This window comes from Affinundibacterium flavidum (assembly GCF_014284175.1).
Lineage (GTDB): Bacteria > Pseudomonadota > Gammaproteobacteria > Burkholderiales > Burkholderiaceae_D > Undibacterium > Undibacterium flavidum.
On sequence record NZ_JACOGA010000013.1, the window covers coordinates 109,179 to 135,034 of the forward strand.

The window sequence follows — 25,856 nt, forward strand, 5'->3', positions numbered from 1 at the left end:
GACTCTTAGTTTTGCTCTCGAATCTACTCTTACCCTGAGTGTTACTCTTGATTTTGGGGTGCAGTGAGTGGTAGATCTAAGGTGAAACAGCTTTCTTTTCCGTCTTCGCTTTGCACGGAAATACTGCCACCCAGTATAGAGTTGACGATGTTGTAGCTGATGTGTAGACCCAATCCACTGCCCCCTTGACCGAGTTTAGTAGTAAAAAACGGTTCAAAGATACGACTGATATTTTTTTCTGGAATCCCTTTGCCGTCGTCTTTGCAAGAGATGATGACGCGATTACGATTATTGATTGTTGCGCTAATCAGTATGTGTCCCGCTTTCACACTATCGAAACCATGTACGACGGCATTGAGAATTAAGTTGCTAAGTACTTGACCCAGCGCTCCAGGAAAACTATCCATCGTGATGTCATCTGGAATATCAATACTGATTTCATGCCCTTCACGTTTTACTCGTGCGGTCATTGTTAAGGCCAATTCTTTACAAATTTTTGCCAAGTTAAATTCACGTCGTTGATTCGAGGTTTGGTCCGTAGAGATTTGTTTGAAGCTTGACACCAATTGTGCGGAGGCGTCGAGATTTCGCAAAATGAGATCAACAGCTTCTGAAGAGCTCACACAGAATCGCTCAATTTCTGAGCGTCTGATACTGCCGCTCTGGATCACCGCAACGAATTCGTCGTTTCTTTCTTTCAAGGTGCTGGCAACTAACAAACTATTTCCTATGGGCGTATTTAATTCATGCGCGACGCCTGCGACAATCGCACCTAAGGCTGCGAGTTTTTCTTGCTCTACTAATTTAGTTTGCGTCAGCTTTAGACGCGCATAAGCACGCGCTTTATCTAATGCCACAGCGGCGTAAGCACCAAGCGTACGCAACATATCCAGATGCGTTGAATTGTAGGCACCAGGACGTGCACTAAGAACTGTGATGACGCCGATTACTTGTTCGTCGATCAGCATAGGCACATAGATGCCAGAATTGGTGCGGGTCACATCGCTGCCGTCTTGACGCATTCCACGCGTCGTACCTTGATGATTCATTTGAACCATGGTGTTGTCGTAATCAAACTGATCAATGATTAACTCTTCCGCATTCAAGATACATCGGGCGGCGGGTTGATTGCTAGCATCAAGACTGCGGAAGTAACGCTGCGTGGGCGTGCCTCTGTCCATCACATTGTCGAAGTTCACAATGCGTTCGTTCCAATCTACCATCCCGATGCCGTAGACGTCGGCGTCCATCAATTTGGCAACTTGCGCATAAAAGACCTGTTGAATTGCTTCGATATCTAGGGATGCGCTAATTTCGCGCCCGATTTCGCTTAGCACAATGATGTCGCGTCGGGCTTTTTCTGCAATTTCACGCTCTTGTTCTGCGATCTCTTTTTCTTTGCGTAATTGATTTTTTTGTTCACGTACTTCTACCGTGCGCAAGCTCACTTGCAATTCGAGTTGGTCGCGTGTCCGTTGTAAGAAACCTACCCGCAGACGATAAAATAAAACCAGTAAACTGAGTGCGCCTAGCAACATCAATACTAGAAACCATCTGCTTTTCCAGAACGGTGGTGAGACCTTGACGTCCAAAGTGAGCATCTCGCTACTCCAATCACCAGTGGAGCTCGCTGCTTTCACTTTTAAGACATAGTCGCCTTGATCGAGGTTGGTGTACGTTGCGACCGCTTCTCCCGGTTTGCCGTAGATCCAATCTTGGTCAAATCCTTCGAGCTTCCACGCATAGCGATTTTGCTTGTAGTCATAAAATTGCAGTGCCGAGAATTCAAAACTGATCATGCTCTGTTTGGGTGTCAGATGTATCGCTTTCGCCTCGTATAAAGGACCAGTGACTCCCAGCTCTTGCAGGGTGCTTGAACGCTGATTTGATGTCGATGAATTGGCATTGTTTTTGTTTATGTCGCGCTCCAGATGATCGCTTGCTGTGTTTCTGTCTGCACTGAGAGAACGATTGAATTCGAGTAGATCAGATAAGACAATTTTGACAGGAGTATTGTTGTCGCGCAGTTGTTTTGGGTTAAACGCGATTAAGCCCCAGGCACCAAAAAAAAGACTCCCATCAGCTGCCTTTGTGGTGGCTCCAAAACTGAAACTGCCGTTCAGTGGGCCATTTAAATTGTGGTAAGTCCGCGCACTTTCCGTGGCAATATTTAATTGCACTAAGCCTTGCTCAGCGCCCAGCCATAAATTGCCTTCATTATCATCTTGTATGGTAATGACCCATCCCGCTGGCATTTGACGCGCTTTTTTCCATGACTCCAATTCCCATTGCGCCTGATGTTTAACAAGCTGATACAGACCTGTTGCCGTTCCTACCCAAATCCTGCCTTGCTGATCTTGGTGCAGGCCGTAAATCGCCAGGCTAGCGGGATTTTTTAAATGTTGATTTGCGGATATTGGTTGTGAAAATTGTGCGCTTGTATGATCCCACATCTGAAGGCCGCCTTTGCTACCTATCCAGATTCGTCCCTCTGTGTCTTCGAGTAGGCAATCGATAGTGTCATGGCTAAGTGATCCAGGTTTTTGTGGCGCGGCTTTGTGCGTAGTCACTTTTAAGTCAGGCGAAATTTGATACAAACCATTCCCACTACTTGCCCATACATCACCGCGCCTATCGACAATAATCGCACTGATGGAATTGGCGCCGGGAGTGTCTTGCGCTAGTGCGATTTTTTGCGTTTTTTTATTGACGGGATTAAACAGAAACAAGCCGTCATCGCCACCCAGCCAAAGCTTGTCTTCACTTTGTAAACGTAGCGCTTTGGTGTGTAAGGCGCCCGTGATCTCTTGGGGGAAGTGCTGCGCTATTCCCGTGTTCAGGTCCAGATAGTTGAGCGCGCCACCATAGCTGGCGACCCAGGCGTGATTGGTTTGGTCGAGATGAATGCCCACGACATTGTTGGTGCTGAGGCTATTTTTCTCTTCTGCGATATGAAAATAATTTGTAAAACTTTGACTGCGCAAGTCTACTAAACTAATCCCATAGCCCCAGGTCCCTATCCATAAAGTTCCGGTCCGATCTTGAAATAAAGACGCGACGGAGCTGCTGACAATGCTGGAAGAGAGGGCTGGATAATTACGATAGGTTTCTACTTTTTCGTTTTGTTTTAAGCGAATACGATATAGCGATTCGCCGCCACCAAAGCCTATCCAAATTGACTTTTCCTCATCCAAAAAAGTTGCATAAACGCGTGCTTGCGGCAATCGCAGGCGTCCCATAATGGCATCGGGTTTGGCGGGGGTTGTGCTGATGTTCCAAATTTGCACACCAGTTTGCATACCTAACCATAAGCGATTATCTGCATCCAGACTCATGGAGCGTATCGAGAAATCTAAGCGTTGCTGCTCTGGATGAAGGCTGGCTGCGTCGAATTGTTGCAGAGTTTTTCCGTTGGCATTGAGATGATACACTCGTGAGCCAACTGCGACCCAGACACCACCTTCAGTATCGCTGATCATAGCGCGTATCAATGCTCCAGTATCGCCTTCTAATGGAAAGGCGACGAAGCGCTGAGCCGTCTCGGCAAGCGGATTAAATAAGTACAATTGGCTTTGTGTCGCGACCCAGATTTTGTCTCCTAATTGAGGTGCTAGCGCCCAAATTCTTTTTTGTTGCAAAGACAAATTGTCAGGCATTTGCACGCGTTCAATTTGTTCCGTCTTCATATTTAGGCGATTAAGTCCGCCAGAAGTGGCAATCCACAAGCTGTCTTGTTGACCAGCCAATATGGCGGATACTAGCGGGCTACTTAAACTATTGGGATCTTCAGTATCTGAACTCCATTGACGAACGTGGCGGCCGTCGTAACGCACCAGTCCCGTTGAGGTGCCTAGCCACATGAGCCCATACTTATCTTGAAAAATCGCCGGTATTGATCCATCGTTCAGACCTTGTTCCTGCGAAATATGCGTGAAGCGTAAGGTTTGTTTTGAACTTGCGTAGATGTTTGCTGAAGAAAAAAAGCTAATTAAAAGTGCTGCACAAAGTAAGCGATAAATAGCAAAAATAGGTAAAAAACAGCTCTTTGTGTGCATGATGAGCCTGTGTGGAGGTAATTGGGTCATGCCGTCTTTGTACTGAAACACGATTTTAGACTTGCCTCTAGATTCGTACCTCATTTGTTTCTTCAATGTATGCTTGTGCTTTGAGCACGTCAATCAAATCTTGCGTGCAAGGTGATGAGAAAAGCAACATCAAAGAAAGTTTTCTTACGAGACTTAACTTGCTAAAAAGTTCTGTAATTTGAGACATTTGTCGCGAAACTCAAACAGAGTATTTGTCTGAAGTTTAACTTCAAAATATTTTTTAGGTGTTTTCGCATTTAATTCTTTGCAGTGACCTAAAAACTCACTAAAATCAATCTGTTAGGCAAAATCGTTTGTCGAATTAAGGAGACTACTATGAAGAAAATGTTTGTTGGTGCATGCTTAGGTTTGGCCTTGGTTGGAAGTGCTTCTGCAATTGAAGCTGCAAAGCCAGTTGATACATCGGTAGATGGTATTTTTACTGCGCTGTCCAATAGCCGTAATTTGCAAAAAACTGTCGATCAATTGATTGCGAATGGTGCGAATCAACATTCCGTAGTTTCTATTGCGGCAGCGGCTGGTATTCCACAAAGCAAAATCATGAAATTGCAGGTTTGTGTGAATTCTGTGTCTGCAGACTCCACAACTTTGGGGGCAACTTGCTTGCGTCCAAAAACAGTGATGACTGCTTATGAAAGTGGTTTGAATGATCCATTGGCATATTTGCCTGCAACGGCAGCTGGTAAAAAAGCGAAAAAATAATCGCGAACTTTACTTCGGCCTAGTTATATAAAAAAGCAGCTTCGGCTGCTTTTTTTATTTCCGTCCACCTCTGCTTATTTCCATTGCCCCGCCTCGAAATAGATTGATATTTTTCTTCTTTGCTAGAAGGAAAGCCTGTGGTGTTAATGAGTCTTGAATTCAAGAAGTGAACATTAGTTGTGTTGTTAATTTGAGCGTGCTCTCGTCTATAATCAGTTGTCTGAACTGATTAATCTACGTCAGATTGGATGCGGGCGATCTAGAATGATGCAGATTAACTATGTGCTGAAATATTTTATGATTTATATCTCAAAGCCCTGCGTTGCGAATACCGCTTAATGATTTTTATATGAAGTTGGCTTATGTCACCAAATCGTTTTTCAAATATCAAATCGCGCAGACGGTTGTTTTTGTCAGTGACGGTGCTTTTTCTACTCGCTTTAACAGCGTGTTCAACTGCGGCAGTCAACACCCGCATGCAATATTGGCGCGACGAAGTTAAGTTACAACTACCAATCGGAACAAGTAAGCGTCACGCTGAAGAATTCTTTGCGACACGTGGCGTGAAATTGATATGCTGTGTGTCTATGTCGCATGATAAAAAATTTCACTATATCAATGAACGTAAAGTTGCCTCTAGTTTGCTAATGGATTACGACGTGGTCGTGCTGCTTGAAATTTCGCCAGAAGAGACTGTCACTTCGGTCAGCGTTCAAAGTTGGGGCATCGGTCTTTGAGTTAGCATTAAAAATCATAAAAAGTATTGACCGTTAAACGTCCAGTCATTGCGTCCGCATTGATACTGATCGCCGGATTAATACAAGCTGTATGCAATAAACTGCCCTGATACACAACCAGACGATTGTATTTTGCCGGGATCATGCCGAGAAATTCAAAATGCTCGCTTGAGTCATCGAAGTAGCGTTGTGCCGGACGTTGTGCATTGATCTCTTCGTAGTAAACGTCCAGATAGCGTTCGCGATTGCTTTCGGTGATTTGTTGTATGCCAGTTGATTTATGGCGATAAAAGCCGGTGCCGCCGTGTCTCTCATTGCATAGATATAGAAGCACTGCCATGTGATATGGCGTGCTGGCATCAAAGTGCGGTGTTCTTTGTAGTGGCCCCAATTCTTCTGCGGTCATACTAGTCAATGAAAATGCGCACACACTTTTGCGCAAATCGAGTTGTTCAGGTACACCGAAATGCGACTTGATTAGAGGTTCCAAAAATTCTGTAATCGCGTAAGAATAATCTACCGGTGCTTGTGCGCGGATACCGGGATAACCCTTGCGCTCTGTATAGCCAGGATAGGTTTCAAACTTACTCTCTGCTGCCAGCTGGCGCAATGCATCTGGGTTTTCTAAGAAGTCATCAATGATCAACGCCTGATGTGAACCTATGTTCACTGATTGCAGTAAGGGCGGCATGTTGATGGAGTAGTTGTTCTGCATAAAAAGATCCTGTTGGTAGCTCAAAAACTTACTTCAATTTGCTCGGTTAATTTTAGTCAGAAACAGTTTTCGTTTGAATCCTGATCTGAAATTTGCTCGTGGTGTAGCTTGCGATTTTTCAGCGGACGGTGATGACGTAGTTGAGTTTTGATATGGTTAGTCAAATGAAAGTGCAAGAAATCTTAGCGTATATAAGCCACATATAAGCACATATAGGTGTTCAAATTTCCATGTGGGGGGAGAAGTGTGGAAGTGCTCTTTGCCAAGAGGCGGCGTGCAGTATTTCATATTTTATGGATGATCACAAGCAGACCATATTGTTAGATTTGTCTTCCCATATCAGCACGCATAACATTCGCTAAAACCGTGTCGCTGCGCACCCGAGTTAGTACCTAAGTTGGTACCCAAGTTAGTACCTAAGTTAGTACCTAAGTTAGTACCTGCGTGCCTCTCAGGAGGCCACTTTTCTCACATAAAGTTGTATTAATATCTAAAAGTGGTATTTTCGATCCTCTGTTGGATTGAGTCAACATACCAATAGTTGATGTACGCCTATATTTAAAAAAATAATCGTTTTAAATCAACGTATTAAAACTATGGATGGATATTTGATATGCATACCAATCGATAAAAATAGCATAGTACCAATCAAATAAATGTAATACCACATGAATACCGTTTGACAATTGGTATTGAAAAATTTAAAGTGAAGACTCTTCAACGAATTGATATGTTTTGCTGCTGATGGGTCTTGCGATGTGAGATTTGATGAGGTGGATATTCCTGTGGGGGGAGCGTTTCTTAGAACGCAGCAACATATGAGTTTGCTTGATAAGTAGGTGGAGCATGTACTTGATCGTTTGCACAAAATTTAAGCTAGGCAATGTAGATCGGCAAATCAGCAATACGGTATTAAGTGCTTGAATCTTTTTTATAAGTAGTAATTCGCGCAAGGTGATTTTTTAATGAGATTGCCGTGCATTAAATGTTCTTATGGAAGTCTTGGGGGAATACATGAAAAGTAATTTGAAACCGAATCTGACGCCGATTGCATCTGCAGTTACAGTCTTGGTAATGACAGTCGCTATGTCTGCGCAAGCACAGCAAGCTGATACAAAGAAAGCGGAAAAAGAAGAGCAGCAACAAGTTATTGTTACTGGTGTGCGCGCTTCTATGCAGCAGTCTTTGAATCAAAAGCGTAATGCTGAATCACATATCGAAGTGATTACCGCAGAAGACATCGGCAAAATGCCAGACAAAAACGTAGCAGATTCTTTGCAACGCGTTTCTGGCGTGACTACGAGCTCTGCGTCGGGCAATGAAGGTGGTTTCGATGAAAATGATCGCGTCAGTATGCGTGGTACTAATCCAAGTTTGACACAAACTTTGATCAATGGTCACAACATGGCTGCAGGTGATTGGTTCGTATTGAATCAATCTGGTGCAGGCGTGGGTCGCTCTATTAGCTACACTTTATTGCCATCTGAATTAGTTGGTCGTATCGAAGTGAACAAAACTTCCCAGGCTAGTCTGGTGGAGGGCGGTGTTGCAGGCTCTATCAATGTGATCACACGCAAACCTTTGGAATTCAAAAAACAATTCACAGCTGAAGCCTCTTTGGGGGTGGTGTACGCTAGTTTGCCAGCAAAATCAGATCCACAACTAAGTGGTTTGATTAACTGGAAAAATGACTACAACACTTTTGGTTTGATGGTGCAGGCGTTCTCCGAAAAACGTAGCTTGCGTCGTGATGGTCAAGAAATTTTGGGCTGGTCACAAATTGCTGCAGGCAGTCCAATGGCGAAGACTAATCCTGATCTGGCGGGCGCTTATTATCCAAGCTTGATGGGTGCTGCTTTGTTTGAACAAACACGTCATCGTACTGGTGGTTTGGTCAGTGCACAATTTAAACCAAGCAAAGAATTTGATGTCGTCCTGAGCGGTTTTAGCTCGAAATTGGATGCGGCAAACTACAACCGTAATTACATGCTGTGGGGCTCTCACTTCATCGATGGCGGTAATGGTCAGGCGCCAGAAGCAGGTTACACAGTAGCCAACAATAACGGCGTAAAAACATTGACGAGCGCAACGTTCAAACCAGTCGCTGGCACAACTTATGGCGTGTACGATCAAATTTCTCGTCCAGATGCTGGTTCTGAAGTGAATTTCTTCAGTGCAGAAGCAACGTGGAAAGCAAGTTCCGAATTACGTTTCAATGGCCAATTAGGTACATCTAAAGCAAAAGGTAAAACACCAACGCAAGACGTGGCTGAGTGGAATGTTGGTAATGGTTCTGGTGCGTCTTATCACATCAATGGCGTGAATAACGCGGCTGACTGGAGTTTAGGTAATACGAACTACGCCAGTCGTTCAAAAGATACTTTGGGTTGGGTTTTTGGTTATCAAAATACTTTGGTTAATGATGAAGAATCATGGGCTAAATTGGATGGCGAATACCAATTGAATCAAGGCCTATTTAGTTCTCTGAAATTTGGTGTTCGTGCAACTGAGCATAAGCGTGACAGTGGTGCTGCTTTAGGTCAAGGTCCTGGTTGTAAGAACTCTGCTGGTACGCAAGCACCATGGGATTGGTCACAATCTACCTGGTGCCCAGTTGGTACTGTAGCGCAAAATGATCCAGCGAAATTCCCATCATCAGTAAGCCAATATCCATCAAATTATGGTTCTGGCTTAGGCGGTAATTTCCCATCCAATGTCTGGTATTACACACCTGCGCAATTGGCTGAATTCAATAAATATTCGAATCGCGATAATAACGGTACACGTCTTGATTACGGTACACAGTTTGCGTTGAAAGAAAACGTCAATGCATTCTATGTTCAAGGCAACATGGAAGGCGAAGGCTGGAGTGGTAATGTTGGTGTACGCGTAGTGCAAACTAAAGAAAGTGTCATCTCTACATTGACAGGTCCAGGCGCAGGTCAAAAAACGTCTGACTTTGGTACTTTCCACTTCGAGAAGAGCGACAACACGTATAACGACGTATTGCCTAGCTTGAATCTGCGTTTTGATTTGCAAAAAGATTTGGTTGCACGTTTGGCTGTATCGAAGACCATGACACGTCCAGACTTTGGTGCTTTGGCGAGTGCGATCAGTTTGAGCCCTCCGTCCACTGCAACAGGCACAGGTAGCGGTAGTGGTGCAAATCCAAACTTGAAACCAATTCGTTCTAATAATCTTGATGCGTCCCTAGAATGGTACTTCGCTCCACGTGCATTGTTGTCTGGTAGCGTGTACTACATGGATTTGACCAGCTATGTTGGTATTGGTCAGGATAAGCGTAGCTACTTCACGACCAGCTCGGCAATTCCACAAGGCGCGATGGTTCCTTACGTATTGAGCGTACCAGTCAATTCCAGCGCTAAAGTGAAGGGTTTTGAATTGGCGTATGAACAGCCGATTGGAAATAACTTCGGAGTTGCTGCAAACTACACTTACGCAGATGCTAAAGATGCGAAAGATCAAGAAGTTGTTGGTGCTTCTAAGAACACTTACAACTTGAGTGGTTACTACGAAGATGATACTTTCAATGCGCGTTTGTCATACAGCTATCGTTCTGCTTTCTACAGTGGCTTAGATCGTGAAACGGCGTTCTCACAAGCAGCGACGGGTTCTTTGTCAGCTTCTTTGGGTTACAAAATCAATGAAAACTTTGCGATCTCATTTGATGCGCATAACTTGAATAACCCAGCGTTGAAGTATTTTGCATTGAATGAAAATCAGCCACGTTCTATCTATCAAAGTGGCCGTCAATACTATTTGACACTCCGCGTGAAGATGTAAGGTAGTTGGATCATTGTCAGAGGCGTTGGGTAAAGGCTTGAATCTATGTCTTGAACCTAAAGCCTGAACCTCGGCCTTAACTGAAGTTCGACAATGATCCGATGTTCTTGCAGACCAGTAGGCAAATTTAGGGAGTGACGAGGCAGCCCGGCTTCGTCACTTTTTTTTCAGGCAAATTTGAGGAATTCTCTTGTGAGAGTGTTGATTTATTGATTTAACTAATTTGCGCCATTTTAATGCGTGAAGCTGAGAGAGCTTAGTTGGTAATAGTCAATAAGTCAGAACTTTCTATGCCAAGTCGTCATGGGTTATATGACCCAAGAAAACGATGAAAACGACACAAAAAGCACAAAATAATTTGAATACCACTTAAATACCTATTGACAGCCACTTTGGAAACACCTAAAGTGTAATTATGTCTCAATATCTGGCTATAGTTGGATTGCACTTGGCTTGTGCCGAAGTTGCCGCAACACTATGGGTAGTGTTTATTTAGTTGGAAAATACTGTGAATCAAGCTCAGCAAATGCAACCACAAACTCAGCAAACGCAATTTCAATATCTGATCGGCGTCGATGGTGGTGGCACCGGCACCCGCGTTTTACTGGTTGATAAAGAAGGCAAAGAGCTCGCTCGCGCCAGTGCTGGACCTTCTGGTTTAATGCATGGCGCAACCGCCGCTTGGCGAGCTATTCTAACAGCAATTGAGCAGGCATTTGCAACAACTGGTATTGTTGCTCCGGATTTTAAAGAGATGGCGATAGGTTGTGGTTTGGCGGGTGTCAACAATAAGCTGTGGGCAGCCGAATTTGTCGCTGCTAATCCAGGATTCGCGGCCTTAGTGGTGGAAACGGATGCTGGCACGACCTTGCTTGGTGCTCATCAGGGGAAGCCGGGCGCGATTATCGCCTTGGGAACTGGTAGTGTCGGTGAGGTCATGCAAGCCGATGGTAGCCGACGTGAAGTTGGTGGATGGGGATTTCCATCGAGTGATGAAGCTAGCGGCGCCTGGATGGGCTTGCGTGCGATCAATCATGTGCAGCATGTGTTGGATGGTCGCAGTCCCGCCGATGATTTCGCTAATGCCATTATTCAGTTTTGCGGTGGCGATAAAGACGCGGTATTTGCATGGCTGGGTGGTGCGACGCAAACTAAGTTTGCGCAATTGGCGCCATTGGTCATTCAGTATGCACCAATGAATGCGAAGGCAAAAAGTATTTTAGTAGATGCAGGATTGGAAGTGGAAAAAATGGCGAATGCTCTTGACCCAAGTGCGACGATGCCGATCGCGCTGTGTGGTGGTCTGGCGGACGCAATCTGGGCTTATTTGCCAGAAAAATTATTGCAACGAGTCACGAAACCCGCCGGTGATTCAGCGGTCGGTGCGCTCATACTGGTCAAAAGCCAATTTATGCAGTCTTAACGTAGTTAGCGTGGTCTAATTTAAGCAAAGACTTCAGAAACTCAAAGGAAGAAAAATATGCTGGCACAACTGCTCGATTTTAAACCTGATGGTGATAGTTCTACTCCCTTGTATCTGCAATTAGCAAACAAGCTGGCAAATGGTATTAATAACGGCTACTGGCAACCGGATGAGGCTTTGCCTTCAGAGCGCGTATTAGCGGAGACTTTAGAAATTTCTCGCGTGACCGCCCGCAAAGCAATCGAGATGTTATGTGAGCGCGGTTTGCTGACGCGCAAGCACGGTTCTGGTACTTACATCACACCAAAGTTAGAGCAGCCATTGTCGCGCCTGACTAACTTTAGTGAAGAGTTGCGTCAACGCGGTTTTATGCCAGGGTCACAGTGGTTGTCACGTGATACTGGTGTTGCGTCTCCTGAAGAAATTTTATCGCTGGGATTGTCACCACATGCCGTGGTTTCTCGTCTGAAGCGTTTGCGTACAGCAGACAATGTGGTGATGGCGATAGAAAGCACCACGATTCCCAATTTGTATTTGCCGAATCCCAAATTAGTGACCGATAGCCTGTATGGTTATCTCGATCAAAATAACGTCGCGCCAACTCGCGCTTTGCAACATATTCGTGCGGTCAGTGCAACGGCAGAACAAGCCAAATTAATCGGTTTAAAACAAGGTGCGGCGATGTTGCTGATCACGCGGGTTGGTTATCTGGCGAGCGGTGCAGCGGTAGAGCTGACGCATTCTTACTGCCGTAGCGATTATTATGACTTTGTCGTGGAGTTGTTTAGATGAGTTTAGTGCAGCCGAATGGACAACAGCTAGTGCCAGCAACCGAACAGCAACTTAGCGGAAATATTTTAACGCCGCAGGGCTGGGTCTCAGGTGCAATTTCTTTTTCTGAAAAAATTCAAGAAATTCAAGGCCAGACAGTTGATCCGAGCTTGAATGATGCTGCTTATATTTTGCCTGGCTTTATCGACTTGCATGTGCACGGTGCTGGCGGCAAAGATACGATGGAAGCGGGCGATGCGATACAGGTAATTTCTCACATGCATGCGCAACATGGCACGACCAGTATGCTGGCGACGACCATGACTGCACCGATGTCGGATTTGGAAAATGCATTGCAGGCCTTAGCGGATGTTTGCAAGCAGCGTGTTGCTGGCGCTGCACGGGTGTTGGGAGTGCATTTAGAAGGCCCGTATATCAACCCGGGCAAGCTCGGTGCACAACCGGATTTTGCCCATGCAGGCTCGCTTGAACAAGTTAAGAATTTAGATGCGATTGCGCCGATTAAGTTGATCACTTTAGCGCCTGAAGTTGAAGGCAATTTGGCGATGGTTAGTCAGTTGACTGCGCTTGGTATGCGCGTGCAATTGGGGCACACCTTGGGTACGTATGAGGATGGTGTCGCTGCACTTGAAAATGGCGCAAGCAGTTTTACCCATTTATACAATGCGATGTCACGTCTCGATCATCGCTCACCAGGTATGGTCGGTGCAGCATTGGCGCATGCTAATTTTGCCGAAATTATTCCGGATTTATTGCATGTGCATCCGGGAGCCATCAGAGCGGCAATGCGGGCGATCCCGAAAGTGTATTGTGTGACCGATTCCACTTCGGCATCCGGTATGCCAGACGGCGAATATATGTTGGGCCGCCAAGTCGTGCATAAGTGTCTGGGCGGTGTGCGCCTGGCAGATGGCACTCTGGCTGGCAGCACCCTGACGATGGATCAGGCATTAAGAAATTTAGTCAAGATTGGTTTAGAACTGGACGATGCTTCTAACCGTGTTTCTACCTACGCAGCAGATTTTTTAGGATTATCTGATCGCGGCCGCTTACAAAAAAATGCTTATGCGGACTTAGTAGTTCTTGATCGGGATTTGAATCTAATTGCTGTTTATATCGAGGGAGAAAAAATTGAGCTCAAAGATGCTTAAAGAGGCGTGTTCGTCAGGTGAATTTGTCGCAGCGCAGTTAAGTCAGGATCGTGAACGTTTAGTTGAATTAGGGCAGTATTTGCGGGCGACGCCACCGTCCTCGGTCGTTACTATCGCACGTGGTAGTTCTGATCATGCGGCCAATTATGCAGCGTATCTGATCATGGCACGTTTGGGTCACATCGTAGCGTCTTTGCCGATGTCACTGATTACTTTGAATCAAGCTCCGCTGCATGTGAAAAATGCCTTGGCAATCGCGATCTCACAATCTGGTCAAAGTCCTGACGTGGTGCAACCAATTAATTATTTCCGTGAAAATGGCGCGACCACCGTCGCCTTGGTCAACGACGCTAATTCACCGTTGGCGCAAGGTGCACAATGGACTATGCCTTTGCATGCTGGTCCCGAGTTGAGCGTTGCAGCGACGAAGAGTTTTATTACTTCTTTGGTCGCGGGTGCACGTTTGGCTGGTCACTGGCAAAATGATCCCGCCTTCTTGGCAGGTATTGAAGAATTACCACAAGTTTTACATACAGCAACGCAGCTAGATTGGTCAAATGCTTTAGATGTTCTGGTGCCAGCGCAGCGCATCATGGTGGTTGGCCGTGGTATCAGTTTCTCGGTAGCTTTGGAGTCTGCGTTGAAGTTCAAAGAAACCTCAGTGATTCAAGCCGAAGCTTTCAGTGGTGCGGAAATTAAACACGGCCCTATGGCTTTGATTGATGATGGTTATCCATTGTTGATTTTCGCAACACGTGGTCCGGCACAAGCAGGATTGATCGCTTTGGCAGAAGAAATGCGTGGTCGTGGAGCGAATGTCCTTTTGGCCGCACCAGCCGATGTAAAAGAGCGCAATCTTACTTTGGCAACGACGGCAACACCGGATTTGGATCCTATTGCAGCGATTCAATCCTTTTACGTGATGGCAGCGCATTTGTCGGTGGCCCGCGGACTTGATCCGGATAAGCCACGTCATTTGAGTAAAGTGACCAAAACGAATTAATCACACTAAGCGGGTAATCAGATCAGATGATTCCCGCTTTTCTTTTGTTCTATTTTGTGGAATAGCAATGAGCGTAATGAGTAATTTAAGTAGTCATTTAGAAAGTGGCGCAACTAGTGATACAACTAGTGGCACAAACAGTGTCACAAACAGTGGCACGACAGGTAGCATCATCAGTCGTGAAGAAGCGCGTCGCCTCGCAGGTCAATCCATCATGATACGCATGCCTGAGACGGTACTCGGTAGCGAGATGGCGCATTTTATTCGTGAGCACCATATTCGGGCGATTTGTTTGTTTCGCCAAAATATGCAAAATCAAGAACAGCTAGCCAAACTGACGGCAGACTTGCGTGCCGTGATGGGGCCAGAAGCCTTGATCGGGATTGATCAGGAAGGTGGAGCTGTGGTGCGAGCGACCTGGGTGCCGCAGCCTCCGGCGGCGATGTCCTTAGGTGCAAGCCAAGATCCAGAACTGTGCCGCCAGGTTGGTGCAGCCGTCGCGCGTAGCGTGAAAGCATTAGGCTTTAATTGGAATTTTGCACCAGTCCTAGACCTCAATAATAACGTGAATAATCCTGTCATTTCTGAGCGCTCGTTTGGTGCCGATCCCGTGCAGGCGCAGCGACTCGCGAGTGCTTGGATGGAAGGCAGTTTGAGTGAGGGTGTGGCATGTTGCATTAAGCACTTTCCTGGGCATGGCGATACGCATGTGGACTCGCATCGTGATTTACCAGAAGTTGATAAGTCACGAGCGCAGCTAGATGCCTTGGAATTAGCGCCATTTAAAGCCGCTGCAAAAAATGCACCAGCGATGATGACGGCGCATATTGTTTATCCGCAGATAGATCCAGAAAATCCCGCTACCATGTCGAAAACGATTTTGACGGGCATCTTGCGCGATGAGTGGAACTATCACGGTGTAGTGATTACTGACGGCATGGATATGCATGCGATTGCCGGACGTTATGGCGTCGGTGCTGCAGCGGTGAAAGCTCTGGCAGCAGGTGCAGATATGGTGATGGCACTCGGCAATACACAAACGCAATTAGAAACGCTGGACGCTCTGACTGAAGCGATTGCCGCGGGTGAAATCGACTATGCGAGTATGCAGAAAAAAATGGCGCGTATCAGTCAATTGGTCAGCACTTATCCAAGTTTGACTGGTGAATATCCGGCAGCAGTGGATGCGGCAGATCGTCAATTGATGGCGAAAGCATGGCAACGTGGTTTGACCACGTATCGTGGTGCAAAGCCGCCGAAGACGGGTAGCAAAATACGTCTGGTGATTAGCGCCGATGTCGTGAGTGACGGTGTTTCCGAAGCGGGAATTCCGGCGCATAAAGTCGCCGCGATGCTGTCGCAAATTTATGAGGTGCAGACTACCACTTTTGACGATGCGACGACGTTTGATTGGACTAGTATTCCTGATGATGGAAGTACAGTCATTCTTGTATCAACTGTGCGGATTCGCTACAACGAAAGGGCGCGTCAAAGCTGGAAGCCTGATTTGCATTTGGTCTTGTGGAATCCATTTCAAAGCTTGGATATTGCGGCACCAGCCTTGATTACCTACGGATTTGCCGATCCGGCGATTGAAGCGGTAGCAGCTTGGTTGTCTGGCACGGTTGAGGCGCATGGACAAGTTCCCGTAGCTGGATTCGAAGAGCTGGCTGGATGATGGTTCGCGGTAGTTTGTGATGCTTGTAAGTTGACCTTATATTCTTTAAGCGAACTCAGAATCTTAAAGAAGAAAAAGCCGGAATGTGTGAACATTCCGGCTTTTTCATTATTCATTGCATCGATCTATTATTGCACTGCGATTACACTGCGAGTGCGGGGTCTGCAGTAAGCTTTTCCTCCGTTGATTTTGGCACTATCCAAAGTGACAGTACGAGCACTGGAATGGCAGACAGAATTACCCATAAGAAGAAATGCTTATAGCCTAAAGCCGCTTGTATGTCGCCGCTGAACGTGCGGAATAAGACCAGACCAAGTGCCATGAAACCGGTACCAAAGGCGTAATGCGCAGTTTGATATTTACCCACAGACAGCACTTGCATCATGTACAAAATTAATCCAACAAAGCCAAAACCAAAACCAAAGTTCTCTATAAAAATAGCTGCTGTAATGATAGTCAGATTGTCAGGCATGGTGCTGGACAGGAAGAAGAAGGCAAGATTAGGCATATTCATGCCGATAATCAAAAACACCATGCCACGGCGCAAGCCTAGCCAGCCTGCAAAATAGCCACCGATAATGCTGCCCACGATAAACGCGATCGTACCAGCGGCACCGTAGGCCCATCCCACTTGTGCCGTTGTCAGTCCTAATCCACCAGCGGCGCGTGAGTCGAGCAGGAATAAGGGCGCAATGGTAGAAACCTGGGCTTCGCCCGCACGAAAGAGCAAGATAAATAAAATGCTGAGCCAGATACCTGGTTTCTTAAAGAAATCGATAATGACTTCGATCAAAGTCGCGAAGCCTTCTTTGATTGAAGTTGGTGCGGTCGTGACTGCTGGATTAGCTGGTAAAGCCCATAGGTGATAGATCGCAATGCCTATGAGCCCCGCACTCATAATTGCAAAGATGACGGCCCACGCTTTTTCTGGTGGATACTGATATTTGGTTTGCAGGTCACCTGCCAATACGACTAAACCGCCAGAAATAACAAATTTAGAGGCATTATAAAAAGCGCCTTGCCAGCCCGCGAATGCGGTCTGTTGCTTAGTGGAGAGGCTAGCAATATATAAGCCATCAGCGGCGATATCGTGGGTAGCAGATGCTAAGGCAACGACACCAAGCAGTGCAACCGTGACCGCGACTGAATTGGGTAATTGCAGAGTCAGTGCAATAAGACCCAAAGCGATGCCGCCTATGATTTGAAAGAGCACGACAAAAAAACGCTTATTGTTCGAGGTTTCCAGTAATGGACTCCAGAGCGGCTTAAAGGTCCAAGCCAATACCAAAATACCAGTCCAATGCCCGATATCTTGGTTTGAAATGCCCATGCTCTTGAACATCACGCCAGCGACAATTAAGACTACCCATAAAGGAAGCCCTTCCGCAAAATAAAGGGTAGGCACCCAAGTTAGCGGGTGACGTAATTTGCTGTTATTCATCTAAAAATCTCCGGTGTGAAATCACATTGCTGCAATTTTTGACTGTGTGGTTCTTTATATCGCTTAACAATTTCGATCAGTAACTTGTGTGTAGTCGCGTATCTAGTTGTATATCTAGTTGTGTAGTGGGTTGTGTATCGGGTTGCGCATTTATTTGTGCAATTACTTGAGTGAACTAGAAACATACTAGCCCCACAAGTATAGGTCAACTGGTTTTACATAAATAATGCCACTTAAGTACCAATATACAACTATACGGTGATTTTTTCGTTTGATTTCTTGCGGAAAATTATACGGAGAATTACAGTAATCACTTCTAATTCATTCTAATGTAGTCTAAATTTTTATGAATCACCAACAAATCGATGCATGTTTGTGAAGATCTTTGCCTTCAATTGATGTATTCATCCTATTTGTTAAAGTGGTATTGTGTTTTTTTGCGTTGATGGTGATAGGCAGAGCGTTATTTGGGTGATTCTTAAGAGCAAATTTGAGCGTTTTTTCACCGCATTCTTGCGGTTGATTGAGGAAGCAATGGGTGCAGAAAAAGTAATGAATCAGCGATTTTTATCAATAGATGCTTTGCGTGGATTAACCGTCGCGGCAATGTTATTAGTCAATAATGCAGGTGACTGGGATCATGTGTATTGGTGGCTGGAACATGCAGCATGGGAGGGGACGACACCTGCAGATTTTATCTTTCCATTTTTCTTGGTTATCGTTGGTGTGTCTTTGTATTTAGCATTCACTCCAAAGCTTGAACAAGGCGTCGCCAGTCGGCAATTATGGAACAGCGTGGTGTGGCGCGCATGTAAAATTTTTGCTTTGGGCGTGCTTCTACATTTGATTGCGATGCTCTTGATTCCCGGTCGTGAATTTCGATTACTAGGTGTGCTGCAGCGAATCGGGATTTGTTTTTTTGTTGCTGGATCGATACTGATTTATGTACGTTCTTTGCGTGCACAGGGCTTGATGATTGTCGGCATACTAGTTGGATACTGGTATCTCTTGGCGAGTGCTGGTTCGTATCAAGCGCATCTGAATTTGGCCGATCAAATCGATACTCGCTGGCTGGGGCATTTCGCTTACAGTTTCGACGTTAAGACGGGCTTGGCACAAGAGCCGGAAGGAATTCTTAGTACACTTCCAGCAATTGCTTCGGTATTGTTCGGCATTCAAGCTGGAGCATTTTTGCGTCAAAAGCAAGCACAGCGACTGTGGCAATGTGGGGTGCTACTCGTGCTACTGGGATGGCTGTGGTCGTTCGCTTTGCCTTTGAATAAGAGTCTATGGACATCATCGTTTGTGTTGTGGACTACAGGCTTCGCCTATTTGTTGATGTGGCTCATGCATCGTTTGATTGATGTGGCTAAGTGGCCTGCATTCGGTTTAAGTTTCGGCGTGAACGCCATTGCGGCCTACGGTGGATCTTGGATGGTGACCTGTCTTTTGGCGGCCAGTGGATTGATGGAGTTGATTTATCCAAAGTGGTTTACTCACAGCCTGACCCCTGTGGTTGGCGCATACATGAGCTCCTTCTTATTTGCTTTGCTGTTCACTGGTATGTTTGCTGTGCTGATGTTCTTTCTGCGCAAGCGTGGATGGCGATTTTCTATTTAACTCTAGGCGATGTTTCGTTGTCGAAATAAAAATGTTCAAGTGCGGAGTGTTGCATTATTAGATACCAAGAAAGAAGAAAAGCAGGCACGTCATTAATACTCTGATAGGATATATAACAAGTACATAGCTGAACTTCTCTGTCGATAGTTCAGCATGTGGGCGTAGACCGTATATCTTTTTGGGGTATTGCATGTCGAACAAACGCATTTCTATGTCAGATATCGTCATCGGCCAGCCGCTGCAATGGGATATCTTTGGCGCGGATGGCAATCTGTTATTGCGGCGTGGGTTTGTCGTGAGTAGTAGCCATCAGGTTGAAACGCTGATAGAACGTGGGCTGTATGTTGATGGCGAAACACTCGAACAATCGGCACGCGATAAAAAAGCACAAAAAGTTGTAGAACAACCCTCCGTTGTCAGGATCATCTCTCAAGTGCGTAATGATTTACGTACTTTGTCTTATAACTTGAGTAGCGAGCCAAATGCTCGTGAAAAATTTCTCACGCTGGCGAAGTATGTTTTATTGGCGACCCGGATCGACACCGACGTTGCACTCGGCTGCATACTTTTACATCAAGAAGGCAATTACTCTTCGCGTCACTGTGTAGACAGTGCGGTGGTTTCGATAGTGATCGGTAGAGCCTTAAAAAAAACCGAAGAAGAATTGATTCTGTTGGCTGCTGCCTGCCTTACTATGAACCTCAGCATGCTGCGTCAGCAAGAGCGTTTGCAGGAAAAAAGCGAGGGCTTAAATGCTGAAGAGCAGGACTTGATTTTTAATCATCCGCAACAAAGCGTACAGCAATTAATGAACGCCGGAATTCGCGATGAGGCTTGGTTGTCCTGGGTTTTACATCACCATGAAAATGAAGATGGTAGCGGCTACCCAAATAAAAAACGCAGCGCAGAAATCCCGCAAAATGCAAAAATTATTTCGATTGCCGATCGATATTGCGCACGTGTCTGCGCCCGTAGTTACCGTAAATCTTTGTTGCCGAATGCGGCCTTGCGCGATATTCTGATTGGTGGAAAAACGACCGTAGATTTGATGTTGGTTACCTTGTTTATTCGCGAGCTAGGCACTTATCCTATAGGCACTTTTGTCCGTCTTGAAGATGGGGCGATTGGTGTCGTGACGAGCAAGGGTGCGACCACTACGACGCCTTATGTACACTGTTTATTAGGTCCACGCGGGGTTGCTTTGGCTTCGCCGATTAAGCGCGACACTCAAAAGCCTCTGCATGCGATCAGGGAAGTACTGCATCGCGATCAAGTCATCATGCGATTTAGTATGCGACAGTTATGGGGTGATGTGGCTGCTCAATAGTTACTGCACAATAAGTTTGCGGTCTAGCATATTGACGATCATTATTTAATTGGGAATTGATAATAAAATGACGCAAAATACTTTTGAATTTGAGGACGCTGGTGCAAACGATGCGTCCAAAAAGCCCAGCGAATTAGACCTTGAAATGAACGCACAGCCGTCTACAGAACTGAATGTGAATGCGCAAGTCGATGACGAAGTCACCAGACATCCCGATTTAGTCTATGTCTATTCCGATAGCGTTAGTTATGCGCATGAATTAGCCGATGCCTTGAGTATCTATGGGCATGAAGTATTGGGATTTTCTGATCTAGATGAATTTCGCTCGGCTATCTTGGTGCGTGCGCCGTCAGCCGCTGTCCTGGATATTGATGCTTCCGGTGGACGATTGGCAAAAGATTCTATGGCCGCAAGGGTGATCACAAGTTTTCCGGTGATTTATGTATCCTCAAATGATAATTTTGATGATCGCTTGCTCGCAGTGAGGGAGGGAGCCGAGGGTTACTTCATTAAACCTGTCGATGTACAAGCATTGAGCGTCAGAGTTGATGAAAAAATCGCTCAGAATACGATACGTTCGTATCGCATCTTGGTGGTTGATGATGATGAGTTCTTTTTGAGTTTTTTTGATGCTGTGTTAAGTAGCGCTGGTATGCATGTTAAAGGTCTGATTGACCCCACGCAGATTTTGGAATCGATTAAGAAATTCAAACCAGAACTCATTTTGACCGACTTGTATATGCCGCAGTGTAATGGCATTGAAATGGCAAAAGTAGTGCGACAAAATAACCACTATATTGACATTCCTATCGTCTTTTTATCGTCTGAGACTGAAATGCAAAAGCAACTGGGCGCATTAGAAACGGGTGCCGATGAATTTCTGACGAAACCTATCGATCCTGAAAAGCTGATTTCATCTGTGGCCACGCGTGCAGAACGATATCGCAATTTGCGGAAAAATGCCTAAAGCGATTGTCTGTTAATTTGGCTTCTGACAGGTATGTTGAAGTCAGGACAGGTATTCATTATGGATAAAATATTTTGGGCAGATAGTTCGACGCCTTGGTCGCATTGATTTCAAAATAGAGCATGTGATTGCTTTCGCTGCGGGCTGCAATACCTTTTGCGACATCTGCCTTGTTGTTGAGATAGTCGGCAGGCAAGAAGACTTTTTGCAGCACGGTTTTGCCGCGCACATCTACTAGAGTTAATTCTAATGCTGGCCATTCTTGCACGGTATTGCTCTTATTTTGAATCTGAAATGCCAGTGTATTGATCTTCAATTCTTCATTCAAAATCAGTAACTCATGGCCAGTCACTTCCAACATGTAACGCTCGGCCGGTAAGCTAATCTTACACGATAGCAATTGGCAAGCTCGCACGAGATGCGGTTTGGTTGCCGGCATTTCGGCTGCAATCGTTGAGCGCAAGAAGAAGATACTTTGTGCTGCGACGCCAAGAAGCAAAAATAAGCAGACCAGTGATAGTCCGAAGCTCATCCATTTGCCGTAACGATCTTGTTTTTCTGCTTGCAGAACAAAGCCAGGTTTATGTTGGGTTTGATCATCGTCTGCAGAGTCTTCTTCGCTTTTGCTATCAACAGCTGGTGTATCTATTTCTGTGGAGCCGCCCGAGCTTTCTTTGCTCAGGGCTTTGACCGGTGCTTTTCTGCTGACAAGGTCGTCTTGAGCGCGCAATGCTTCATCGGCAGCGAAAGCAGCTAATAATGATTGTTCGTCGAAACCTGGTTCATTTTTAGACCACTCTTCGGCATCGTCGTCTAAGATCGCGGCGCGGTTTTCTAATTCTAATTGATGTAATAGATCTGCCTGCTCAACTAGTTCACGTTCTTCGCTAGTCAGTTCAAATTCTAGCCCACTCGTTAAGTCAGGCGCTTTTCTTTGATTTGCAGGAGCCGGTGGGGCACCCAATTCAGGTTCTATCGTTTCAAGTTGTGCTGAAAACTGGCGCATCAAGTTTTTTTGCAGATCGAGTTCCGCTGGCGCAATCGAAGCTGCTGCTTGTCCAGCATCGGACAAGGCATCGTGCTCGTCTGGTCCGTGAGCGTCCACGTCTTCTACTTCACCTACTTCGCTTACTTCGTCCACTGCGTGCGCGATTGTGGAGTGACTAACGTCAGATGTTGCGTCTTCGGTTTGTGATTCTTGTAGCGCTTGCTGTGTTGCTTCCACGCCTTCAAGTTCTGTATCGTTCGCGGTGAGCGCATCGGCAGTAAGGTCTTCACCTGAAATCGATTCCACAGAGTCAGGTTCTGGCTCTGCGGTTTGCGCTGGAGTTTCTGCTGAAAGCTCTGGCGTTACTTGCTCTGTATGCGTTACGACTGCGTCGTTGATTTGAATGTCGGCATCTTTGTCGCCATTACTGTCGTTATTCTCGTCACCGTCATCGCTCGCATCCATATCATTCTCGGTCGCGTCTACCGTCGCTGATGTCGCTGATTCAGGTTGATGTGTCGGCGGAAGCGGCTGCTCGTGCGGAGTAGTTTCAAATGCTGCGCCTGTAATTTTCGATTTTTCTACAAGCTCAATGCTCGGTGTTTCTGAATTTGAATTAGTGGCGCTAACATCGGATGTTACTGATGTTTTAGCCGTCGACTCTACTGGAGTTTGTTCTGCAGGTGCTTGCCTAGGTTTTTCACCCGGTGCAAGTAAATACTCAATGCCATTGAAGGTTCGATTGCACGAGCCACAACGTACTAAGCCAGCGTGTAGTTTTAGCTGGTCGTTAGCGACCCGAAAGCTGGTATAGCAGTGAGGACATTGGGTCGCGAGCGCCATGATGATAGTAAGTCGTTGAGTATGATTAACTTGCTGAAGCGTTACGGCGACCGTGTAAGGCTACCCAGCCTTCACGTTCTTGCCACACGCTCAATTGGATAAATGGTGCGTAGGCCGCTGCAACTTCTTCTGCCTGACGTGCGAGTACGCCGGATAAAATCAAAGCGCCGCCGGGCGCAACACGACCAGAAAGCATAGGTGCCATCAGCTTTAATGGGCTGGATAAAATATTCGCTACGACGACATCAAATTGATGTGAGGCCGGATATTTTTCGCCGAACTCTTCAGGAAGAGAAAATTCAATCTCGCATTGATTGCGTTCTGCATTGAAATTTGCTGATTCAATGGCTTGCGGGTCAATATCAACACCGATGACTTTATTCGCTTCCAATTTTTTGGCAACCATAGCCAAAATGCCTGAACCACATCCGTAATCGAGTACTGATAAATTTTGTGGTGCATGGGCTTCCAGCCATTCCATACATAAACGAGTAGTAGGGTGGCTACCTGTGCCAAATGCGAGGCCAGGATCTAATTCCAATACCAAGGCTTGTGGGTCTGGAATTTCATGCCAGCTAGGAACTACCCAAATATTTTTGCCGATATGAATGGGTTCGAATTGAGATTGAGTTAAGCGCACCCAGTCTTGTTCTTCGACATTCCGAGTAGTGAAAGCGGGAACCTCTGCTAGCTTAATTGAAGCTGCGGCGTTGGCTACTAAGGCGGCGTGATCAATGTCGGTATCTGCCAGCGCAACTACGCGACTGCGTTCCCACGCGCGTTCGGTGATCTCCATGCCGGGTTCGCCAAACAAAGGTTTCTCGGCGTCTGTACCTTCATCAGCATCTTCTACTGAAACAGATAAAGCACCAGCGTCCATTAAAGCATCGGATAGATTTTCTGCATGATCGCGTGCTACTTCAATGATGATTTCTACCCAGGCCATAATGTGCTCTCAAATTCTAAAAACATGTTCGTACGCATCAAAATAGCGACGAATTAAATCAAAAAACGCGATTGAATATAGTATCTCAATCGCGTCGTGGAAACTACCAAACTAGCTATATTGCAAGGAGTTTATTTTGCCTTCTTTGACAACACTGGCATGTCCGCTAATTTATGTTCGAGGTAGTGAATATTCGTACCGCCTTCGATAAAGCGCGCATCAACCATCAATTCACGGTGCAAAGGAATATTGGTTTGTATGCCTTCAACGACCATTTCAGATAAAGCGATTTGCATGCGACGGATTGCTTGCTCACGCGTTGCCCCGTAGGAGATTACTTTGCCGATCATAGAATCGTAATTCGGCGGGACGAAGTAACCAGCGTAGGCATGCGAATCAACACGAATGCCAGGGCCTCCAGGTGTGTGCCAAGTGACGATGCGACCAGGTGAGGGTGTGAACTTAAATGGATCTTCCGCATTGATACGGCATTCGATAGAGTGACCGCGCAATTCGATGTCAGATTGCTTAAAGCGTAATTTGTTACCAAAGGCGATTTGAATTTGCTCTTGAACGATGTCGACACCGGTAATCATTTCTGTGACTGGATGTTCAACCTGTACGCGGGTATTCATTTCAATGAAGTAGAATTCGCCGTTTTCGTACAAGAATTCGAAAGTACCTGCACCGCGATAACCGATCTTGCGGCAAGCTTCGGCGCAACGATTACCGATTTTCTCAATAGTTTTGCGTGGAATGCCTGGTGCAGGCGCTTCTTCGATAACTTTTTGATGGCGACGCTGCATAGAGCAATCGCGCTCACCCAACCAGACAGCATTGCCATGTTGATCGGCCAAGATCTGGATTTCCACGTGACGTGGATTTTCCAGGAACTTTTCCATATAGACTTCAGGGTTGCCAAATGCGGCACCTGCTTCAGTCTTAGTCATCGTTACAGCATTCAATAATGCTGCTTCGGTGTGAACCACACGCATACCGCGACCACCACCGCCACCAGCTGCTTTGATGATGACTGGGTAGCCGACTTTGCGCGCAGTTTGCACGATGACTTTAGGATCGTCTGGCAAAGCACCTTCTGAACCTGGTACGCAAGGTACGCCAGCTTCTATCATCGCGTGTTTGGCAGAAACTTTATCGCCCATTAAGCGAATAGATTCTGCGCGTGGGCCGATAAAGACAAAGCCAGATTGCTCAACACGTTCCGCAAAATCAGCGTTTTCAGACAAAAAGCCATAACCTGGGTGGATCGCCTGCGCGTCAGTGACTTCGGCTGCGCTGATGATCGCTGGCATGCTCAGATAACTGAGATTGGACGGTGCCGGGCCGATACAGACAGACTCATCGGCGAGTTTAACGTATTTGGCTTCGCGGTCAGCTTCAGAGTGAACGACCACAGTTTTGATGCCCATTTCGCGGCAGGCGCGTTGGATACGGAGGGCAATTTCGCCACGATTGGCGATTAGAATTTTTTCAAACATAATATATTTTGCTTTGGCAGAGGTTGCAGCCCGGGAGCTTAGGAGCAGTAAATTTTGTTTTCGCCAGATCGACTGGCGAAGCAAATAGCGTCATCAAGCTGGTCGTGCTGATAG

The 25,856-nt window shown here is 46.1% G+C and carries 17 protein-coding genes; 11 read left to right on the forward strand and 6 right to left on the reverse strand.

The window, feature by feature from the left end; genetic code table 11:
- Positions 1-41: 41 nt before the first annotated feature.
- A complete protein-coding gene (locus H8K55_RS14685; protein ID WP_186942815.1) occupies positions 42-4,055 on the reverse strand; it encodes a two-component regulator propeller domain-containing protein in 4,014 nt (1,337 codons plus the stop codon).
- Positions 4,056-4,421: 366 nt separating this feature from the next.
- On the opposite strand from H8K55_RS14685, the gene H8K55_RS14690 reads away from it, so the two are divergent.
- Both H8K55_RS14690 and H8K55_RS14695 read left to right on the forward strand, forming a co-directional pair.
- Positions 4,422-4,808, forward strand: coding sequence for a hypothetical protein (locus H8K55_RS14690; protein WP_186942816.1), 387 nt, complete (start codon positions 4,422-4,424; stop codon positions 4,806-4,808).
- A 362-nt stretch (positions 4,809-5,170) separates the two neighbouring features.
- On the forward strand, positions 5,171-5,545 hold the full coding sequence (locus H8K55_RS14695) for a hypothetical protein (protein ID WP_186942817.1): 375 nt from the start codon (positions 5,171-5,173) through the stop codon (positions 5,543-5,545).
- A gap of 7 nt (positions 5,546-5,552) precedes the next feature.
- Here the strand turns inward: H8K55_RS14695 and H8K55_RS14700 are convergent, their stop codons facing one another.
- Entirely contained in the window at positions 5,553-6,260 is a 708-nt protein-coding gene (locus tag H8K55_RS14700) for a DUF6445 family protein (RefSeq protein WP_186942818.1), read from the reverse strand.
- Between the two features lie 1,014 nt (positions 6,261-7,274).
- Between H8K55_RS14700 and H8K55_RS14705 the strand changes: the two genes are divergently transcribed.
- The 6 genes from H8K55_RS14705 to nagZ all read left to right on the forward strand — a co-directional run bounded on the left by H8K55_RS14705 (position 7,275) and on the right by nagZ (position 16,111).
- Positions 7,275-10,064: a TonB-dependent receptor gene (locus tag H8K55_RS14705; protein WP_230408638.1), complete on the forward strand. Its 2,790-nt coding sequence runs from the start codon at positions 7,275-7,277 to the stop codon at positions 10,062-10,064.
- Between the two features lie 526 nt (positions 10,065-10,590).
- On the forward strand, positions 10,591-11,487 hold the full coding sequence (locus H8K55_RS14710; protein WP_186942852.1) for a glucosamine kinase nucleotide-binding domain-containing protein: 897 nt from the start codon (positions 10,591-10,593) through the stop codon (positions 11,485-11,487).
- 57 nt (positions 11,488-11,544) lie between these two features.
- Positions 11,545-12,279 carry a GntR family transcriptional regulator gene (locus H8K55_RS14715; protein WP_186942819.1) on the forward strand — a complete coding sequence of 245 codons (735 nt, stop codon included), beginning with the start codon at positions 11,545-11,547 and terminating at the stop codon, positions 12,277-12,279.
- The gene (gene nagA, locus H8K55_RS14720) at positions 12,276-13,430 is read left to right on the forward strand and encodes an N-acetylglucosamine-6-phosphate deacetylase (protein ID WP_186942820.1); all 1,155 of its coding nucleotides are present in this window, start codon (positions 12,276-12,278) and stop codon (positions 13,428-13,430) included. The genes H8K55_RS14715 and nagA overlap by 4 nt, the downstream gene beginning before the upstream one ends.
- A complete protein-coding gene (locus H8K55_RS14725) occupies positions 13,423-14,433 on the forward strand; it encodes an SIS domain-containing protein (RefSeq protein ID WP_186942853.1) in 1,011 nt (336 codons plus the stop codon). Before nagA ends, H8K55_RS14725 begins: the two co-directional genes overlap by 8 nt.
- A gap of 67 nt (positions 14,434-14,500) precedes the next feature.
- Entirely contained in the window at positions 14,501-16,111 is a 1,611-nt protein-coding gene (nagZ, locus tag H8K55_RS14730) for a beta-N-acetylhexosaminidase (protein WP_329605047.1), read from the forward strand.
- A 142-nt stretch (positions 16,112-16,253) separates the two neighbouring features.
- On the opposite strand, the gene H8K55_RS14735 is transcribed toward nagZ, so the two are convergent.
- Positions 16,254-17,552: an MFS transporter gene (locus H8K55_RS14735; protein WP_186942821.1), complete on the reverse strand. Its 1,299-nt coding sequence runs from the start codon at positions 17,550-17,552 to the stop codon at positions 16,254-16,256.
- A gap of 552 nt (positions 17,553-18,104) precedes the next feature.
- On the opposite strand from H8K55_RS14735, the gene H8K55_RS14740 reads away from it, so the two are divergent.
- The 3 genes from H8K55_RS14740 to H8K55_RS14750 all read left to right on the forward strand — a co-directional run bounded on the left by H8K55_RS14740 (position 18,105) and on the right by H8K55_RS14750 (position 21,466).
- Positions 18,105-19,172 (forward strand): acyltransferase family protein, encoded by a 1,068-nt coding sequence (locus H8K55_RS14740; RefSeq protein WP_186942822.1) that lies wholly within the window; start codon positions 18,105-18,107, stop codon positions 19,170-19,172.
- 190 nt (positions 19,173-19,362) lie between these two features.
- Positions 19,363-20,499 carry an HD-GYP domain-containing protein gene (locus H8K55_RS14745; RefSeq protein WP_186942823.1) on the forward strand — a complete coding sequence of 379 codons (1,137 nt, stop codon included), beginning with the start codon at positions 19,363-19,365 and terminating at the stop codon, positions 20,497-20,499.
- 67 nt (positions 20,500-20,566) lie between these two features.
- Complete coding sequence (locus H8K55_RS14750) at positions 20,567-21,466, forward strand: response regulator (protein ID WP_186942824.1); 900 nt, start codon at positions 20,567-20,569, stop codon at positions 21,464-21,466.
- Positions 21,467-21,524: 58 nt separating this feature from the next.
- On the opposite strand, the gene H8K55_RS14755 is transcribed toward H8K55_RS14750, so the two are convergent.
- The 3 genes from H8K55_RS14755 to accC form a co-directional block, all read right to left on the reverse strand.
- Complete coding sequence (locus H8K55_RS14755; RefSeq protein ID WP_186942855.1) at positions 21,525-23,297, reverse strand: DUF3426 domain-containing protein; 1,773 nt, start codon at positions 23,295-23,297, stop codon at positions 21,525-21,527.
- Positions 23,298-23,322: 25 nt separating this feature from the next.
- A complete protein-coding gene (gene prmA, locus H8K55_RS14760; RefSeq protein WP_186942825.1) occupies positions 23,323-24,243 on the reverse strand; it encodes a 50S ribosomal protein L11 methyltransferase in 921 nt (306 codons plus the stop codon).
- 131 nt (positions 24,244-24,374) lie between these two features.
- Positions 24,375-25,742, reverse strand: coding sequence for an acetyl-CoA carboxylase biotin carboxylase subunit (gene accC / locus H8K55_RS14765; protein WP_186942826.1), 1,368 nt, complete (start codon positions 25,740-25,742; stop codon positions 24,375-24,377).
- Positions 25,743-25,856 lie beyond the last annotated feature (114 nt).

Bases quoted from the DNA above. Each gene is read 5' to 3' on its own strand.
- nagZ (WP_329605047.1), top strand. From the start codon at position 14,501: ATGAGCGTAATGAGTAATTTAAGTAGTCATTTAGAAAGTGGCGCAACT.
- H8K55_RS14690 (WP_186942816.1), top strand. From the start codon at position 4,422: ATGAAGAAAATGTTTGTTGGTGCATGCTTAGGTTTGGCCTTGGTTGGA.
- H8K55_RS14715 (WP_186942819.1), top strand. From the start codon at position 11,545: ATGCTGGCACAACTGCTCGATTTTAAACCTGATGGTGATAGTTCTACT.
- prmA (WP_186942825.1), bottom strand. From the start codon at position 24,243: ATGGCCTGGGTAGAAATCATCATTGAAGTAGCACGCGATCATGCAGAA.
- H8K55_RS14705 (WP_230408638.1), top strand. From the start codon at position 7,275: ATGAAAAGTAATTTGAAACCGAATCTGACGCCGATTGCATCTGCAGTT.
- H8K55_RS14740 (WP_186942822.1), top strand. From the start codon at position 18,105: ATGAATCAGCGATTTTTATCAATAGATGCTTTGCGTGGATTAACCGTC.
- H8K55_RS14685 (WP_186942815.1), bottom strand. From the start codon at position 4,055: ATGCACACAAAGAGCTGTTTTTTACCTATTTTTGCTATTTATCGCTTA.
- H8K55_RS14735 (WP_186942821.1), bottom strand. From the start codon at position 17,552: ATGAATAACAGCAAATTACGTCACCCGCTAACTTGGGTGCCTACCCTT.
- H8K55_RS14710 (WP_186942852.1), top strand. From the start codon at position 10,591: ATGCAACCACAAACTCAGCAAACGCAATTTCAATATCTGATCGGCGTC.
- H8K55_RS14695 (WP_186942817.1), top strand. From the start codon at position 5,171: ATGTCACCAAATCGTTTTTCAAATATCAAATCGCGCAGACGGTTGTTT.
- H8K55_RS14725 (WP_186942853.1), top strand. From the start codon at position 13,423: ATGCTTAAAGAGGCGTGTTCGTCAGGTGAATTTGTCGCAGCGCAGTTA.
- H8K55_RS14755 (WP_186942855.1), bottom strand. From the start codon at position 23,297: ATGGCGCTCGCGACCCAATGTCCTCACTGCTATACCAGCTTTCGGGTC.
- nagA (WP_186942820.1), top strand. From the start codon at position 12,276: ATGAGTTTAGTGCAGCCGAATGGACAACAGCTAGTGCCAGCAACCGAA.
- H8K55_RS14700 (WP_186942818.1), bottom strand. From the start codon at position 6,260: ATGCAGAACAACTACTCCATCAACATGCCGCCCTTACTGCAATCAGTG.
- H8K55_RS14750 (WP_186942824.1), top strand. From the start codon at position 20,567: ATGACGCAAAATACTTTTGAATTTGAGGACGCTGGTGCAAACGATGCG.
- H8K55_RS14745 (WP_186942823.1), top strand. From the start codon at position 19,363: ATGTCGAACAAACGCATTTCTATGTCAGATATCGTCATCGGCCAGCCG.
- accC (WP_186942826.1), bottom strand. From the start codon at position 25,742: ATGTTTGAAAAAATTCTAATCGCCAATCGTGGCGAAATTGCCCTCCGT.